14 protein-coding genes are annotated in these 13716 nt (G+C 72.4%); 8 read left to right on the top strand and 6 right to left on the bottom strand.

Translation table 11 applies throughout. The features are described from left to right. Nucleotides 1-11: 11 nt before the first annotated feature. Nucleotides 12-161: a hypothetical protein gene (locus A4V12_RS37900; RefSeq protein WP_199831205.1), complete on the bottom strand. Its 150-nt coding sequence runs from the start codon at nucleotides 159-161 to the stop codon at nucleotides 12-14. A 143-nt stretch (nucleotides 162-304) separates the two neighbouring features. After that, the gene (phoU, locus tag A4V12_RS02845; protein ID WP_064067559.1) at nucleotides 305-985 is read right to left on the bottom strand and encodes a phosphate signaling complex protein PhoU; all 681 of its coding nucleotides are present in this window, start codon (nucleotides 983-985) and stop codon (nucleotides 305-307) included. A 201-nt stretch (nucleotides 986-1186) separates the two neighbouring features. On the opposite strand from phoU, the gene A4V12_RS02840 reads away from it, so the two are divergent. Both A4V12_RS02840 and A4V12_RS02835 read left to right on the top strand, forming a co-directional pair. Beyond that, on the top strand, nucleotides 1187-2413 hold the full coding sequence (locus A4V12_RS02840) for a sensor histidine kinase (protein WP_064067558.1): 1227 nt from the start codon (nucleotides 1187-1189) through the stop codon (nucleotides 2411-2413). Beyond that, nucleotides 2410-3090, top strand: a complete 681-nt coding sequence (locus A4V12_RS02835; RefSeq protein WP_064067557.1) for a response regulator transcription factor — start codon at nucleotides 2410-2412, stop codon at nucleotides 3088-3090. Before A4V12_RS02840 ends, A4V12_RS02835 begins: the two co-directional genes overlap by 4 nt. 192 nt (nucleotides 3091-3282) lie before the next feature. Here A4V12_RS02835 and A4V12_RS02830 read toward each other — a convergent pair whose 3' ends face one another. Continuing rightward, nucleotides 3283-3969 carry a hypothetical protein gene (locus A4V12_RS02830; protein ID WP_064067556.1) on the bottom strand — a complete coding sequence of 229 codons (687 nt, stop codon included), beginning with the start codon at nucleotides 3967-3969 and terminating at the stop codon, nucleotides 3283-3285. A 665-nt stretch (nucleotides 3970-4634) separates the two neighbouring features. Here A4V12_RS02830 and A4V12_RS02825 point away from each other — a divergent pair. The 6 genes from A4V12_RS02825 (at nucleotide 4635) to A4V12_RS02800 (ending at nucleotide 10840) form a co-directional block, all read left to right on the top strand. Then, a complete protein-coding gene (locus tag A4V12_RS02825; RefSeq protein WP_003953493.1) occupies nucleotides 4635-5117 on the top strand; it encodes a CarD family transcriptional regulator in 483 nt (160 codons plus the stop codon). Nucleotides 5118-5389: 272 nt separating this feature from the next. Beyond that, nucleotides 5390-6127, top strand: coding sequence for a 2-C-methyl-D-erythritol 4-phosphate cytidylyltransferase (gene ispD / locus A4V12_RS02820; protein ID WP_064067555.1), 738 nt, complete (start codon nucleotides 5390-5392; stop codon nucleotides 6125-6127). Further along, nucleotides 6117-6602 carry a 2-C-methyl-D-erythritol 2,4-cyclodiphosphate synthase gene (gene ispF, locus A4V12_RS02815; RefSeq protein WP_064067554.1) on the top strand — a complete coding sequence of 162 codons (486 nt, stop codon included), beginning with the start codon at nucleotides 6117-6119 and terminating at the stop codon, nucleotides 6600-6602. The genes ispD and ispF overlap by 11 nt, the downstream gene beginning before the upstream one ends. Before the next feature lie 139 nt (nucleotides 6603-6741). After that, nucleotides 6742-8136 (top strand): cysteine--tRNA ligase, encoded by a 1395-nt coding sequence (gene cysS, locus A4V12_RS02810; protein ID WP_064067553.1) that lies wholly within the window; start codon nucleotides 6742-6744, stop codon nucleotides 8134-8136. Between the two features lie 63 nt (nucleotides 8137-8199). Then, nucleotides 8200-9150, top strand: coding sequence for a 23S rRNA (guanosine(2251)-2'-O)-methyltransferase RlmB (rlmB, locus tag A4V12_RS02805; protein ID WP_064067552.1), 951 nt, complete (start codon nucleotides 8200-8202; stop codon nucleotides 9148-9150). Nucleotides 9151-9244: 94 nt separating this feature from the next. Further along, complete coding sequence (locus A4V12_RS02800; protein WP_079136761.1) at nucleotides 9245-10840, top strand: DoxX family membrane protein; 1596 nt, start codon at nucleotides 9245-9247, stop codon at nucleotides 10838-10840. A gap of 177 nt (nucleotides 10841-11017) precedes the next feature. Here A4V12_RS02800 and A4V12_RS02795 read toward each other — a convergent pair whose 3' ends face one another. The 3 genes from A4V12_RS02795 to A4V12_RS02785 all read right to left on the bottom strand — a co-directional run bounded on the left by A4V12_RS02795 (nucleotide 11018) and on the right by A4V12_RS02785 (nucleotide 13514). Continuing rightward, nucleotides 11018-11728, bottom strand: a complete 711-nt coding sequence (locus A4V12_RS02795) for a nucleotidyltransferase family protein (RefSeq protein WP_064067550.1) — start codon at nucleotides 11726-11728, stop codon at nucleotides 11018-11020. Between the two features lie 39 nt (nucleotides 11729-11767). Next, a complete protein-coding gene (locus A4V12_RS02790; RefSeq protein ID WP_064067549.1) occupies nucleotides 11768-12181 on the bottom strand; it encodes a hypothetical protein in 414 nt (137 codons plus the stop codon). 235 nt (nucleotides 12182-12416) lie between these two features. Beyond that, entirely contained in the window at nucleotides 12417-13514 is a 1098-nt protein-coding gene (locus A4V12_RS02785) for an ABC transporter ATP-binding protein (protein ID WP_064067548.1), read from the bottom strand. Nucleotides 13515-13716: the final 202 nt, after the last annotated feature.

The raw sequence follows: 13716 nt of genomic DNA, 5'->3' as shown, positions 1-13716 counted from the left end.
CGCCCGGCCGGTCAGCCGCAGCAGCCGCCGCACTGGCACGGTGCGCCCGACTGGCACCCGCAGCCGCAGCCCGAGCCGCAGCCGCAGGCACCCAGCACGGGCAGGCGGAGCACTTCGACGGATACTTCCTGCTCGGGGTCGGTCATGGGCGTGTCTGCCATGGGGTCCCTCCTCGAAGGCCGTACGTTCCAAGGCGTACGTCGCCTCTCCCCATTGCATGCCCAGCCGCCAAGGCGCATCAACGGCGCACAGATGTGCGAACCCCCGCCGGCGCGCCCTGCGCCCGCACCCCCCGGGCCACCCCCTACGCGCCCTCGACCGGAGCCTCCGACTGCTGGAGCTCGTCGGCGTGCTCGCCCGTGACCAGGTAGACCACCCGCTTGGCGACCGACACCGCGTGGTCGGCGAAACGCTCGTAGTAGCGGCCCAGCAGGGTGACGTCGACCGCCGTCTCGATGCCGTGCTTCCAGCGGTCGTCCATCAGGTGCTGGAACAGCGTCCGGTGCAGCCGGTCCATCTCGTCGTCGTCGTGCTCCAGCTGGAGCGCCAGGTCGACGTCCTTGGTGATGATGACCTCCGCCGCCTTCGCCATCAGACGCTGCGCCAGCTGGCCCATCTCCAGGATCGTGGCGTGCAGGTCCCGCGGCACCGCCGCGTCCGGGAACCGCAGCCGCGCCAGCTTGGCCACGTGCTGCGCCAGGTCGCCGGAGCGCTCCAGGTCCGCGCTCATCCGCAGCGAGGTCACCACGATCCGCAGGTCCGTCGCGACGGGCTGCTGGCGCGCCAGCAGGGCTATGGCCCTGGCCTCCAGTTCGTGCTGGAGGTCGTCGACCTTCTGGTCGGCGGCGATCACGGCCTCCGCCAGCTTCAGATCCGCGTCGAGCATCGCCGTGGTGGCGCGCCCGACGGCCGACCCGACCAGCCGGGCCATCTCGACCAGACTCTCGCCGATCGAGTCCAGTTCCTCGTGGTACGCGTCCCGCATGGATGTCCCTCTCTCACTACGCCCAACAGGGGTCCGGTGGGGCCTCGGACCCCCACGCTCCCACGGTCGGAGTCCAAAAAGTCCGGGGCCTCCCTCACAAGTGAACCGTCACTTTCCCCTCGGTGAACTCTGGGCGACGACTGTCCGAGGTCGCCCCCCGACGGCTGGGAGAGTGTCCGAGCACCCGCATAACCTGGACGCATGGACGTGAACGCGGCGGTCGCCGCAGTGGCCGCGATCGCCGGGGCGTGCACCGGCGTGATCGCCATGCTGGCGTTCCGCTGGAGCGAGCGCGACCAGGCCAGACCCACCAGGACCTCCCTGCACACCGACGCGGTGCTGCCGCCCGGCGTGGACACGGTCCTGTCCGTGCTGCGCTCCTCCGCGGTCGTCCTCGACGAGAGCGACTCCGTCGTCAAGGCCAGCTCGGCGGCGTACGCCCTCGGGCTCGTCCGCGGCGGCAAGCTCGCCGTCGAGCCGATGCTCCACATGGCCCGCGACACCCGCCGCGACGGCGAGATACGCCAGGTGGAGCTGGACCTCCCCCGCCGCGGCACCGGACGCGGCGAGGCCCTCGCCGTCTCCGCCCGCGTCGCCCCCCTCGGCTCCCGCCTCGTCCTGCTCCTGGTCGAGGACCTCACCGAGGCCCGCCGCATCGAAGCCGTACGCCGCGACTTCGTCGCCAACGTCAGCCACGAGCTCAAGACCCCGGTCGGCGCCCTCTCCCTGCTCTCCGAGGCTGTCATGGACGCCTCCGACGACCCCGAGGCGGTCATGCGCTTCGCCGGGCGCATGCAGATAGAGGCCACCCGCCTCACCAACCTCGTGCAGGAGCTCATCGACCTCTCCCGCGTCCAGAACGACGACCCGCTGGAGGACGCCGAGCCCGTCCGGGTGGACGAACTGGTCGCCGAGGCCATCGACCGCTCCCGGCAGCCCGCCTCCACCAAGCAGATCACCATGGCCGCGGGCGGCACCGCCGACCTGCACGTCTGGGGCCACCGCGGCCAGCTCGCCGCCGCCCTCGGCAACCTCGTCGAGAACGCCGTCAACTACTCCCCGGCCCACACCCGCGTCGGCATCGCCGCCCGCCGCGTCACCGCGCCCGGCGGCGACCTGATAGAGATCGCCGTCACCGACCAGGGCATCGGCATCCCCGACAAGGACAAGGAGCGCATCTTCGAGCGCTTCTACCGCGTCGACCCCGCCCGCTCCCGCGCCACCGGCGGCACGGGACTGGGCCTCGCCATCGTCAAGCACGTGGCCGCCTCGCACGGCGGGGAGGTCACCGTGTGGAGCACCGAGGGTCAGGGCTCCACCTTCACCCTCCGCCTCCCCGAGGCCGGCGCCGGCCGGGACCGCGCCACGCGGTCCCACCACGACCACACCACCACCGAACCGCTCACAGCCCCGGAGGTCCTTCCGTGACCCGAGTGCTCGTCGTCGAGGATGAGGAATCCTTCAGCGACGCCCTGTCCTACATGCTCCGCAAGGAAGGCTTCGAGGTCGCCGTGGCGACCACCGGGCCCGAGGGGCTGGATGAGTTCGAGCGCAACGGCGCCGACCTCGTCCTGCTCGACCTCATGCTGCCCGGCCTGCCCGGCACCGAGGTCTGCCGCCAGCTGCGCGGCCGGTCGAACGTCCCGGTCATCATGGTGACCGCCAAGGACAGCGAGATCGACAAGGTCGTCGGCCTGGAGATAGGAGCGGACGACTACGTCACGAAGCCCTTCTCGTCCCGCGAGCTGGTCGCCCGGATCCGCGCGGTGCTGCGGCGCCGCGGCGAGCCGGAGGAGGTCGCCCCGGCGGCCCTGGAGGCCGGGCCGGTCCGGATGGACGTCGACCGTCACGTGGTGACCGTCGCGGGCGGCAAGGTCGACCTGCCGCTGAAGGAGTTCGACCTGCTGGAGATGCTGCTGCGCAACGCCGGCCGGGTGCTGACCCGGATGCAGCTGATCGACCGGGTGTGGGGCGCGGACTACGTCGGCGACACCAAGACGCTCGACGTCCACGTCAAGCGCCTGCGCGCCAAGATCGAGCCGGACCCGGGCGCCCCCAGGTACCTGGTCACCGTCCGCGGCCTCGGCTACAAGTTCGAGCCCTGAGGGGGCCGGCGCCCCGCCGGTCCGGCCGCGCGGGACGCCGCGGGCCGGGCGGACCGGCCGGGTGCCCGCCGCGTGCCCGGTCCGCCGGCGCGGGAGCGCCCCGCCCGGGCCGCCCGCCCGGGAGCGCGGGCCGCGCGGACATGAGGGAGGGGCGCCCCACCGGCCGGTGGGGCGCCCCTCCCTTCGCGTACGTCAGTGGTCCTCGCCGTGCGAGGCCGAGGCGGAGTCCGACGGGACCTCCGGGGCCTCGTCGCCCTCCGCCGGGGCGTCCGGGGCGGCGGGGGAGCCGCTGGGGCTGGCGGTGGGGGCGCCCGACGGCGGCGCGGGCGGGGTGGACGACGGCTGCTCCGCCGGCTTCTGCGGCACCTCTTCCGGGCCGTAGCCCGCGAAGTAGCTGGTCGCCGGGACGACGAACGCCTTCAGCCGGACGTCACCCGTCTCGCTGAGCTTGAAGACGACCTCCTGCACGTCGCCGTTCTTCGCCGTCTCACGGCCCTGCTCGATGACCGCCGACGCGTTGTTCTTGCCGCCGATCAGGACCGAGCCGCCCGCGGGGACGGTGATGGGGCCGGAGCCGCCCGCGGCGGTGAGCTTGACCGGGAGCTTCGAGCCGGGCAGCTCGATCGCCTCCAGCGTCTCCGCCTTGGCGCCGTTGTTGAAGAGCATCGCCGACACGACGGCGGGACCCTCCGCGTCCGGCTTCGGCTGCGTGATCACGACGGCGTTCTGGACCTTGACGGTGCCGACCGAGGTGGCGGCGTTGTCCGGCTTGACCCCGAGGGTCTGGGCGTCGTTGCCCGCACCGCAGGCGGAGAGCGAGGCGATCGAGAACACGATGGCGGTGGCGGCGAGGGCGCCGCGTCGAAGGCTGCGGCTCACGGCGGCGGCAACTCCTAGGACGTACGGACGGAGGGACGGGCACGGTCTGGTGGTACTGGCTGTGTCCGGCCGACCCCGGAACCCGCCTTGACACGGCCCGGAGATCAGTCGGCGCGCTCAGGTTACCGACCCCTCCACCCCGCCCCGCACCCGACCCGCCCCACGCCCCCCTCGGGCTCGGCTCCCGTCCGCCCCGCTCCGGCGGCGCGCCCGCCCGTCCCGGTTCTTCGCACCGCGTTCACAAAACCGCTCTTGATCAATTCCGCGGCCGTCCCGCATTCCCGGGAAAAGCCCCTCCCGATCGCGCTCCCGATCAAGCTCCGCCGTCAACGCGCGGCCCGTGGCCGTCAATTTCGACAAACAACCGGGACTGCCGTCCGTACGAGTGAGCGGCGGCCGAACGGAGTACGGGAAGTTCACCTCGTGGAACCCGACATATCGGGATGATTCGACCCGCGCGGCGTCCCGTCAAGGGGTGTGACGTGCCCGTTTCGGGCCGCCCGCGCAGCCGCTCCGACCTGCGAATACCCCCTTCCGGAAGCCCTCCGAAGCACGTTCGCATCGCTGTTGTCAAGCCCCGAGATATGCCCTGACCTGCGAAAACGCCATTCAGAAGAAGCCGTATCCGTGTTACCCTGGATAGCCACGGAAGGGGTACCTGTCACATGACGTTCAAGGTTGGCGACACCGTGGTCTATCCCCATCACGGGGCCGCGCTGATCGAGGCCATCGAAACTCGCCAGATCAAAGGCGTGGACAAGACCTACTTGGTGCTCAAGGTCGCCCAGGGCGACTTGACGGTTCGTGTGCCAGCGGACAACGCGGAGTTCGTCGGCGTGCGCGATGTGGTCGGTCAGGACGGACTGGACCGGGTCTTCGAGGTGCTTCGCGCGCCGTACGCCGAAGAGCCGACGAACTGGTCCCGTCGCTACAAGGCAAATCTCGAGAAGCTCGCCTCCGGCGATGTCATCAAGGTCGCCGAAGTGGTGCGCGACCTGTGGCGCCGTGAGCGTGAGCGCGGTCTCTCCGCCGGAGAGAAGCGCATGCTCGCCAAGGCGCGCCAGATCCTGGTGAGTGAGCTCGCACTCGCCGAGAACACCAACGAGGACAAGGCCGAGGCCCTGCTCGACGAGGTCCTCGCGTCCTGACGCGTCCCGCGCGGCCACGGGCCGGCGTGACGCGCAGCTGATGTGAAGCGATGCCGCGGTGCCCGCTGACATGCTGTGACAAGCAGCAATGTCGCCGGGCGCTGCGGCATGTCCAGCTCCAAGCCCGGCCACAGCCCGCACGTGCTTCCTGCCGGGCGGATGGCGCCCGTTTCGCCCGGGGTCACGGAAAGGGTCCCGGACGAGGCGTCGCACCGCCCCGCAGAGGCCATACCCACGTCGGCCGAGTCGACAAACCTGCCGGAGTGCAACCGATGTCAGACGCAAGCCCCCCCGCCCGCACCGCCGCGGTGATCCCCGCGGCCGGCCGCGGTGTACGGCTCGGCCCGGGCGCCCCCAAGGCGCTCCGTGCCCTCAGCGGCACGCCCATGCTGATCCACGCGGTCCGCGCCATGGCGGCCTCCCGCGCGGTGTCCCTCGTCGTGGTCGTCGCCCCGCCCGACGGCGCGCCCGAGGTCAAGAACCTGCTCGACACGCACGCGCTGCCCGAGAGGACCGACTACCTGGTCGTGCCCGGCGGCGAGACCCGCCAGGCGTCCGTCCGCCTCGGCCTGGACGCGCTGCCCGACGGCATCACCACCGTCCTGGTCCACGACGCGGCCCGCCCGCTCGTGCCCGTCGACACCGTCGACGCGGTCATCGAGGCCGTCCGCGACGGCGCCGTCGCCGTCGTGCCCGCCGTACCGCTCGCCGACACCGTCAAGCAGGTCGAGCCGCGCGGGAAGGGCGAGCCCGAGCGGGTCCTCGCCACACCCGACCGCGCCGCCCTCCGCGCCGTGCAGACCCCGCAGGGCTTCGCCCGCGACACCCTCGTCCGCGCCCACGCCACCGTCACCGACAACGTGACCGACGACGCGAGCATGGTCGAGCAGCTCGGCGAACCGGTCGTCGTCGTGCCCGGCCACGAGGAGGCGTTCAAGGTGACCCGCCCCCTCGACCTCGTGCTCGCCGAGGCCGTGCTCGCCCGGAGGAGGGCCAACGATGGCTTCTAGCCTGCCCAGCGTCGGCATCGGCACCGACGTCCACGCCTTCGAACGCGGCCGTGAGCTGTGGTGCGCCGGCCTTCTCTGGGAGGGCGAGGAGTACGGGCTCGCGGGCCACTCCGACGGCGACGTGGCCGCCCACGCCGCCTGCGACGCGCTGTTCTCCGCCGCCGGCATCGGCGACCTCGGGGCCCACTTCGGCACCTCGCGCCCCGAGTGGTCGGGCGCCTCCGGGGTGACCCTGCTCGCCGAGGCCGCCCGGATCGTCCGCGCCGAGGGCTTCGAGATCGGCAACATCGCCGTCCAGGTCATCGGCGTGCGCCCGAAGATCGGCAAGCGGCGCGACGAGGCCCAGAAGGCGCTGAGCACGGCCGCGGGCGCCCCCGTGTCGGTGTCCGGCACCACCACGGACGGCCTCGGGCTGACCGGCCGCGCCGAGGGCCTCGCGGCCGTCGCCACCGCCCTGCTCGTCCGGCACGTCTGAGCAGCCGCCCGGGGCGCCCCGCCCGGCCGCGCCGGACCGCGCGGGCGGCCCGGTACGTCCCGCCGTCGCGCCCCGCCCGGCGGGACCCCGCGAGCACCTGGGGGACGGGGCACCGGCACCGGCCCACTACCCTGGAGTGGTGACTATTCGTCTGTACGACACCAGCGCCCGGCAGGTCCGTGACTTCGTCCCGCTCACACCGGGTTGTGTCTCGATCTACCTGTGTGGTGCCACCGTGCAGGCGGCCCCGCACATCGGCCACATCCGGTCGGGGCTCAACTTCGACATCATGCGCCGCTGGTTCTCCCACCGGGGCTACGACGTGACGTTCGTCCGCAACGTCACGGACATCGACGACAAGATCATCGCCAAGTCCGCCGACCAGGACCGCCCCTGGTGGTCGATCGGGTACGAGAACGAGCGCGCGTTCAACGACGGCTACCGGGCCCTCGGCTGCCTCCCGCCCACCTACGAGCCGCGCGCCACGGGGCACGTCCCCGAGATGATCGAGATGATGCGCGGCCTCATCGAGCGCGGCCACGCCTACGTCGCCGACGGCAGCGTCTACTTCGACGTCCGCTCCTTCCCCGCCTACCTGTCGCTGTCCAACCAGGACATCGACGACCTGCGGCAGCCCGACGAGGGCGTCGCCGGCAAGCGCGACCCGCGCGACTTCGCCATGTGGAAGGCCACCAAGCCCGGCGAGCCCGACTGGGAGACGCCGTGGGGCCGCGGCCGCCCCGGCTGGCACCTGGAGTGCTCGGCCATGGCGCACAAGTACCTCGGCTCCGCCTTCGACATCCACGGCGGCGGCCTCGACCTCGTCTTCCCGCACCACGAGAACGAGATCGCCCAGGCCAAGGCGTACGGCGACGAGTTCGCCCGCTACTGGGTGCACAACGCCTGGGTCACCATGAGCGGCGAGAAGATGTCCAAGTCGCTCGGCAACTCGGTGCTGGTCTCCGAGATGGTCAAGCAGTGGCGCCCCATCGTCCTGCGCTACTACCTGGGCACCCCGCACTACCGGTCGATGATCGAGTACAGCGAGGAGGCCCTGCGCGAGGCCGAGTCGGCCTTCGCCCGCATCGAGGGCTTCGTCCAGCGCGTCGTCGAGAAGGCCGGGCCCGTCGAGCCGGCCGCCGAGGTCCCGCTCGCCTTCGCCGAGGCGATGGACGACGACCTGGGCGTCCCGCAGGCGCTCGCGATCGTCCACACCACCGTCCGGCAGGGCAACAGCGCGCTCGCCGCCGACGACAAGGAAGCCGCCGTCGCGCGCCTCGCCGAGGTCCGCGCCATGCTCGGCGTCCTCGGCCTGGACCCGCTCGACCCGCACTGGGCCGGCGAGACCGACCGCGGCGAGGACCTCCACGGCGTCGTCGACAGCCTCGTACGCATGGTCCTGGACCAGCGCGAGGCCGCCCGGGCGCGCAAGGACTGGAGCACGGCCGACGCCATCCGCGACCAGCTGGGCCAGTCCGGACTGGTCATCGAGGACGGCCCCGACGGGCCGCGCTGGACGCTCGGCGCGCGCTGAGCCCCGCGCTGGCACACTTCATATACACGTACGTACGACACGCATCGACAGAGCAGGTAAGTCATGGCCGGGAACAGCCAGCGCAGGAACCGCCGCACGTCCAACAAGAAGGGCGCGACGGTCGGCAGCGGTGGCCAGCGGCGCCGGGGCCTGGAAGGCAAGGGCCCCACGCCGCCCGCGTCCGCCCGCAAGGGCCATGTGAAGAACCGGGCCGCCAACGCCAAGGCCAAGCAGGCGCACCGCCGCCAGGTCGCCCGGCGCGGCGGCAAGGGCCTCTCCGAGATGGTCGTCGGCCGCAACCCCGTCTTCGAGGCGCTGCGCGACGGCGTCCCGGCGACGACGCTCTACGTCCAGCAGTTCATCGACAACGACGAGCGGGTGCGCGACGCGCTCAAGCTCGCGGCCGACCGCGGCGGCATCAACCTCATGGAGGCCCCGCGGCCCGAGCTCGACCGGATGACCAACGGCCTGAACCACCAGGGCCTCGTCCTCCAGGTCCCGCCCTACGAGTACGCCCACCCCGAGGACCTGGCCGCGGTCGCCTTCGACAACGGCGAGGACCCGCTGATCGTCGCCCTCGACGGCGTCACCGACCCGCGCAACCTCGGCGCCGTCGTCCGCTCCGTCTCCGCCTTCGGCGGCCACGGCGTGGTCGTGCCCGAGCGGCGCGCCGCCGGGATGACCGCCGGTGCCTGGAAGACCGCCGCGGGCACCGCCGCCCGTACCCCGGTCGCCCGCGCCACCAACCTCACCCGCGCCCTGGAGGCGTACCAGAAGGCCGGCATCACGGTCGTCGGCCTCGCCGCCGACGGTGACATGGAGGTCGGCGAGCTGGAGGCCCTCGGCGGCCCGGTCGTCATCGTCGTCGGCAGCGAGGGCAAGGGCCTGTCCCGCCTCGTGGGCGAGACGTGCGACCACCTCGTCCGCATCCCCATGCCGGGCGGCGCCGAGTCCCTCAACGCCGGTGTCGCCGCCGGTGTGGTGCTGTACGAGGCGGCCCGCCGCCGCGCCTGACCCCGCACGACCCCGGGACCCGTCATGATCTTGACGGGTCTCGGACATTTCCCGGCCGTCAAGGCAGTGTCCTAAACCACCGTCACTCGGTTAGATGAGTGTGGACACCAGAACGCCCCGGCCCGGTTTCGACGATCAGCCTGCGCTGAGCATGGTCAAGGTGGATTGCGATCCCGCGCAGGTCATCGTGAACCACGCCAGTTTCCGTGTGCAGCTCGCCCCGGCGAACAAGCCCCGGTCGGCCGGCCCCGCCCGCGTGCCCGCCATGAGCGGCGCCGGCGGCGCGGTGGCCCGGCGGCGCGCCCCCGTCGTCTGGAGCGGGAAGTCCTCGCCCGGCGACCCGGGCGCCACCGGACTGCTCCAGGCGGTGCGCGAATCCACGGCCGTCGACACCCTCGACGCCGGCGCCACCCAGGTCATCCCCCGCCTCGACGACACCATGCCGACCCCCGTCGTCGGCACCCGCCGCGGCCCCGACGCCCCCCCGCTCCTGCCGCCCATGCGCCGCGCCATGAGCGACTACGACGAACAGCCCGCCCCGTACACCGACTCCCCCACCGATCCGTACGACGGCGACGACCGCCGCCCCGGCCGCGACGACGACCGCGCGGCGGACGGCGCGTACACCGGACCGGCCCACCGGCACGCGTACTACCCCGGCCGCAGGATGAACCTCGGCGTCGTCCTGCTGCCGCTGCGCGTGTTCCTCGGCTTCATCTCCATCTACGCCGGCATGGGCAAGCTCTGCGACCCCGTCTACTTCGACGGCGGCGAGCGCGGCTCCATGGTGAAGTGGCTCAACTCCCTCCACCCGTGGGCCCTCGCGGAGCCGCTGCGCGACTTCGCCCTCGCCCACCCCGTCGGCGCCGGCCTCACCGTCGCCTTCGCCCAGGTCATCGTCGGCGTCCTCACCGTGCTGGGCCTCTGGCAGCGGGTCGCCGCCGTGTTCGGGGTGATGCTCTCCGCCGCGCTGCTCCTCACCGTCAGCTGGAAGACCGTCCCCGTCTACGACGCGCCCGACATCATGCAACTCGCCGCCTGGTCCCCGCTGATCATCGCCGGCGCGCCCGTCTACTCCATCGACGGACGCCTCGCCGGCGAGGCCTGGCGCACCCTCGGCCCCCGCTCCGCCCTCTGGGACCTGCGCCGCCGGGTGCTGCGGCGCGGCGTGGTCGTCGCCACCGTGGTCGTCGGCCTCACCCTGCTGATCGGCTCGGTCCTCGGCGGCGCCGTACGGTCCACGGAGATGGTCACCGTCCCCGGACCCAACGACGACCCGACCAACCACCTGCCCGGCCGGCCGCTCCCCGAGGAGCCCGGCGAGAGCACCCCGTCGGCCCGCCGGTCCTCCCCGAGCCCCGAGCCGTCGGTGTCCGCGTCCGAGGGCCCGACCGCCGAGGAGGAGTCGTCCTCCCCGGCCGAGACGGTCACCGAGGAGGAGCGCATCGAGGAGGAGCGGCCGACCGCCTCGCAGGGCACCGGCCAGGAGGCGCCGGAGGAGTCCGAGCCGGTTCCCCCGCCGACCAGCAGCGCCGGCCCCACCTCCACGGGCGGCTCCGGCACCGGCGGCAGCACCGGCGGTGGCGGCGGCGACGACACCGGTACGAGCGGCGGCAACGGCTCCGGCGGGAACGACGGCGGTTCGTCCACCGGCGGCAACCGCAACCCGATCGGCGGCCTGCTCGGCTGACGCACACCCACGCAGGAGGGGCGGGCACCGGACCACGGTGCCCGCCCCTCCTGCCGTCGGTCCCGCCCCCGGCCCGCGCGGTGCGTGCCGTGCGTCGTCCTTCCGGCCGGCGGGCGCGGGAGCCTCTCAGGACCTCTCAGGGCCTCTCAGGGCCACTCAGCGGTCCTTCGGGCGCCGTCAGGAGGCCGCCAGCTCCTTCGCCGCCTCCTGGAGGTCCTTCGCGGTGTCGATGGCCCTCCAGTACGCCCCCTGGGGCAGCGGGAAGCCCGCCAGGCGCCGCTCACGGGCCAGCCGGGGGAAGGTGGTGCGCTCGTGGTCCCCGCGGTCGGGCAGGGCGGCCGTGAAGGCCGGGGAGAAGACGTACACGCCCGCGTTGATGAGGAACGGCGACGGCGGCGACTCGATGAAGTCGGTGATGTGCCCGAAGGTGTCCGTCTCGACGGCCCCCCAGGGGATACGGGGACGGGCCAGGGCGAGGGTCGCGGTGGCGTCGCGCTCGGCGTGGAACGCGGCCATCTCGCGCAGCGAGAAACGGGTCCAGATGTCACCGTTCGTGGCGTACCACGGCTCGTCGGGGTGCGGCAGGCGCGCCGCCGCGTACTTGAGGCCGCCGCCGCGGCCCAGCGGCTCCGGCTCCACAACGGTGGTGACCCGCAGGGGCAGTTCGGCCGTCGACAGCCATCGCTGGAGGACTTCGGCGAGGTGGCCGCAGGAGACGACGGCGTCGGTCACGCCCTCGGCGGCCAGCCAGGAAAGCTGATGGCCGATGATCGGGGTCCCGGTTCCCGGGATCTCGACCATCGGCTTGGGGCGGTCGTCGGTGTATGGGCGCAGTCGTGAACCCTGGCCGCCCGCCAGGACCACGGCCTGCGTCGGAGAGGTGTGCATACCGCGCACGATAGGCGCACCCGGGTGCGGCTGACAGGCTCAGCTCTCGTGGGCGACGCCGGCGGCGTAGGACGTGTCGCACACGGGCCGGGAGAAGGTCTGCGCCCGGACGGGTCCGTAGTGCTGGACGGCGGCCTTGCCGAGCGCGCGGGCGATCGACATGCAGTGCTTGGCGAGCGACGGGCGCTCCTCCACGGTGCGCTGGAGGTGCGTCAGCGCGACGCCCGGGTCCTTCTCCTGGAGCTCCGCGAGGAGCTTGTCGCGGAGAACGTCCTGCGGGGCGCGGGGCTTGGCCCGTACCGAGACGTTCTCGGAGGAGGCGGTGAGCATCTGGGTCTGGGAGCTGCCTCCGGCCCACGGGACACTGGTGACCGCGAGAGTTCCGGAGAGCACCAGGACGACGGGCAGGACGAGGGCGAGGGAGCGGCCGATTCGGCGTGCGGTGTGGGTCACGGACGTGAGCGTAGCGGGCAGTGATGATTAGGAGACACGCAGTCACCCCCACGGGGGATGGTTCGATGCTCCTTTTCGAATCACATGTTGACGACAACTGTCCGGATTGCCTGTTGTGCCGGGGTATTTGTCGACATCCTGACCGTCTTCCCGGCCGTCGGCCAGGGCGGTCCCGGACGGTACGCCGACGGCCCCGCACCGAAGTACGGGGCCGTGCGGGCGGGTTGCCGGAAGGTCAGCCGGTGAGGCGCTCGCCGGTCGAGGTCGAGAAGACGTGGATCTCGTCCGGGCGCGGCACGACGTGCAGCACGGAGCCCTTCTCCGGGATGGAGCGGCCGCCGACGCGGACCACCAGGTCCTTGGCGTCGCCGCCCACGCTGGTGGAGCCGTAGACGTACCCGTCGGCGCCCAGCTCCTCGACGACGTTGACGGAGACGGCCAGGCCCTGGTCGCTCTCGGCGCCCGCGACGTCGAAGTGCTCGGGGCGGACACCGACGGTCACGGTGCGGTCGCCCCTGTCCGCCGCGGCCGACAGCGCCGTACGGGAGACCGGCACCACGCTGTTGCCGAACATCACGCCGCCGTCGGTGATCGGGACCTCGACCAGGTTCATGGCGGGGGAGCCGATGAAGCCGGCGACGAAGAGGTTCGCCGGGCGGTCGTACATGTTGCGCGGGGTGTCGACCTGCTGCAGCAGACCGTCCTTGAGCACCGCGACCCGGTCGCCCATGGTGAGGGCCTCGACCTGGTCGTGCGTGACGTAGACGGTGGTGATGCCGAGCCGCCGCTGGAGGCTGGCGATCTGCGTACGGGTGGAGACACGGAGCTTGGCGTCGAGGTTCGACAGCGGCTCGTCCATGAGGAACACCTGCGGCTCGCGCACGATGGCACGGCCCATCGCCACCCGCTGGCGCTGACCGCCGGAGAGCGCCTTGGGCTTGCGGTCCAGGTACTCGGTCAGGTCGAGGATCTTCGCCGCCTCCTCGACCTTCTTGCGGATCTCCGCCTTGTTCACGCCGGCGATCTTGAGCGCGAAGCCCATGTTGTCGGCGACGGTCATGTGCGGGTACAGCGCGTAGTTCTGGAACACCATGGCGATGTCCCGGTCCTTCGGCGGCAGGTGCGTGACGTCGCGGTCACCGATGCGGATGGCGCCGCCGTTGACGTCCTCCAGACCGGCGAGCATGCGCAGCGAGGTGGACTTGCCGCAGCCGGAGGGGCCGACGAGGACGAGGAACTCGCCGTCGGCGATCTCGATCTCCAGCTGGTCGACGGCGGGCTTGGTGCCCCCGGGGTAGATCCGGGTCGCCTTGTCGAACGTGACAGAAGCCATGGTGATGCAGTCCCTTCACCGGCAGGAACGTGCCGGACGATCCGAGTAGAGGGAGGGAGTGGTCTGGTCCGGGCAAACGGACCTGGGGTGACGCTACCTGCCGATATGCGGTCTGTCAGCAGGCGGCGGAAAGATATTCCGCGGTCTGGCGGCGGCGGAGCGCCGCACCCCGGCGGCAGCGCGGCCGGTGCCCGGTGGCGCC

The organism is Streptomyces noursei (assembly GCF_001646665.1).
Taxonomy (GTDB): domain Bacteria; phylum Actinomycetota; class Actinomycetes; order Streptomycetales; family Streptomycetaceae; genus Streptomyces; species Streptomyces lavendulocolor.
The sequence above is the reverse complement of the archived record's forward strand: the minus strand, read 5'-3'. Positions and strand labels throughout refer to the sequence as shown.

Coding starts and splice junctions, on each gene's coding strand:
- A4V12_RS37900 (WP_199831205.1), bottom strand. CDS start 161: ATGGCAGACACGCCCATGACCGACCCCGAGCAGGAAGTATCCGTCGAA.
- phoU (WP_064067559.1), bottom strand. CDS start 985: ATGCGGGACGCGTACCACGAGGAACTGGACTCGATCGGCGAGAGTCTG.
- A4V12_RS02840 (WP_064067558.1), top strand. CDS start 1,187: ATGGACGTGAACGCGGCGGTCGCCGCAGTGGCCGCGATCGCCGGGGCG.
- A4V12_RS02825 (WP_003953493.1), top strand. CDS start 4,635: ATGACGTTCAAGGTTGGCGACACCGTGGTCTATCCCCATCACGGGGCC.
- ispD (WP_064067555.1), top strand. CDS start 5,390: ATGTCAGACGCAAGCCCCCCCGCCCGCACCGCCGCGGTGATCCCCGCG.
- ispF (WP_064067554.1), top strand. CDS start 6,117: ATGGCTTCTAGCCTGCCCAGCGTCGGCATCGGCACCGACGTCCACGCC.
- rlmB (WP_064067552.1), top strand. CDS start 8,200: ATGGCCGGGAACAGCCAGCGCAGGAACCGCCGCACGTCCAACAAGAAG.
- A4V12_RS02800 (WP_079136761.1), top strand. CDS start 9,245: ATGAGTGTGGACACCAGAACGCCCCGGCCCGGTTTCGACGATCAGCCT.
- A4V12_RS02795 (WP_064067550.1), bottom strand. CDS start 11,728: ATGCACACCTCTCCGACGCAGGCCGTGGTCCTGGCGGGCGGCCAGGGT.
- A4V12_RS02785 (WP_064067548.1), bottom strand. CDS start 13,514: ATGGCTTCTGTCACGTTCGACAAGGCGACCCGGATCTACCCCGGGGGC.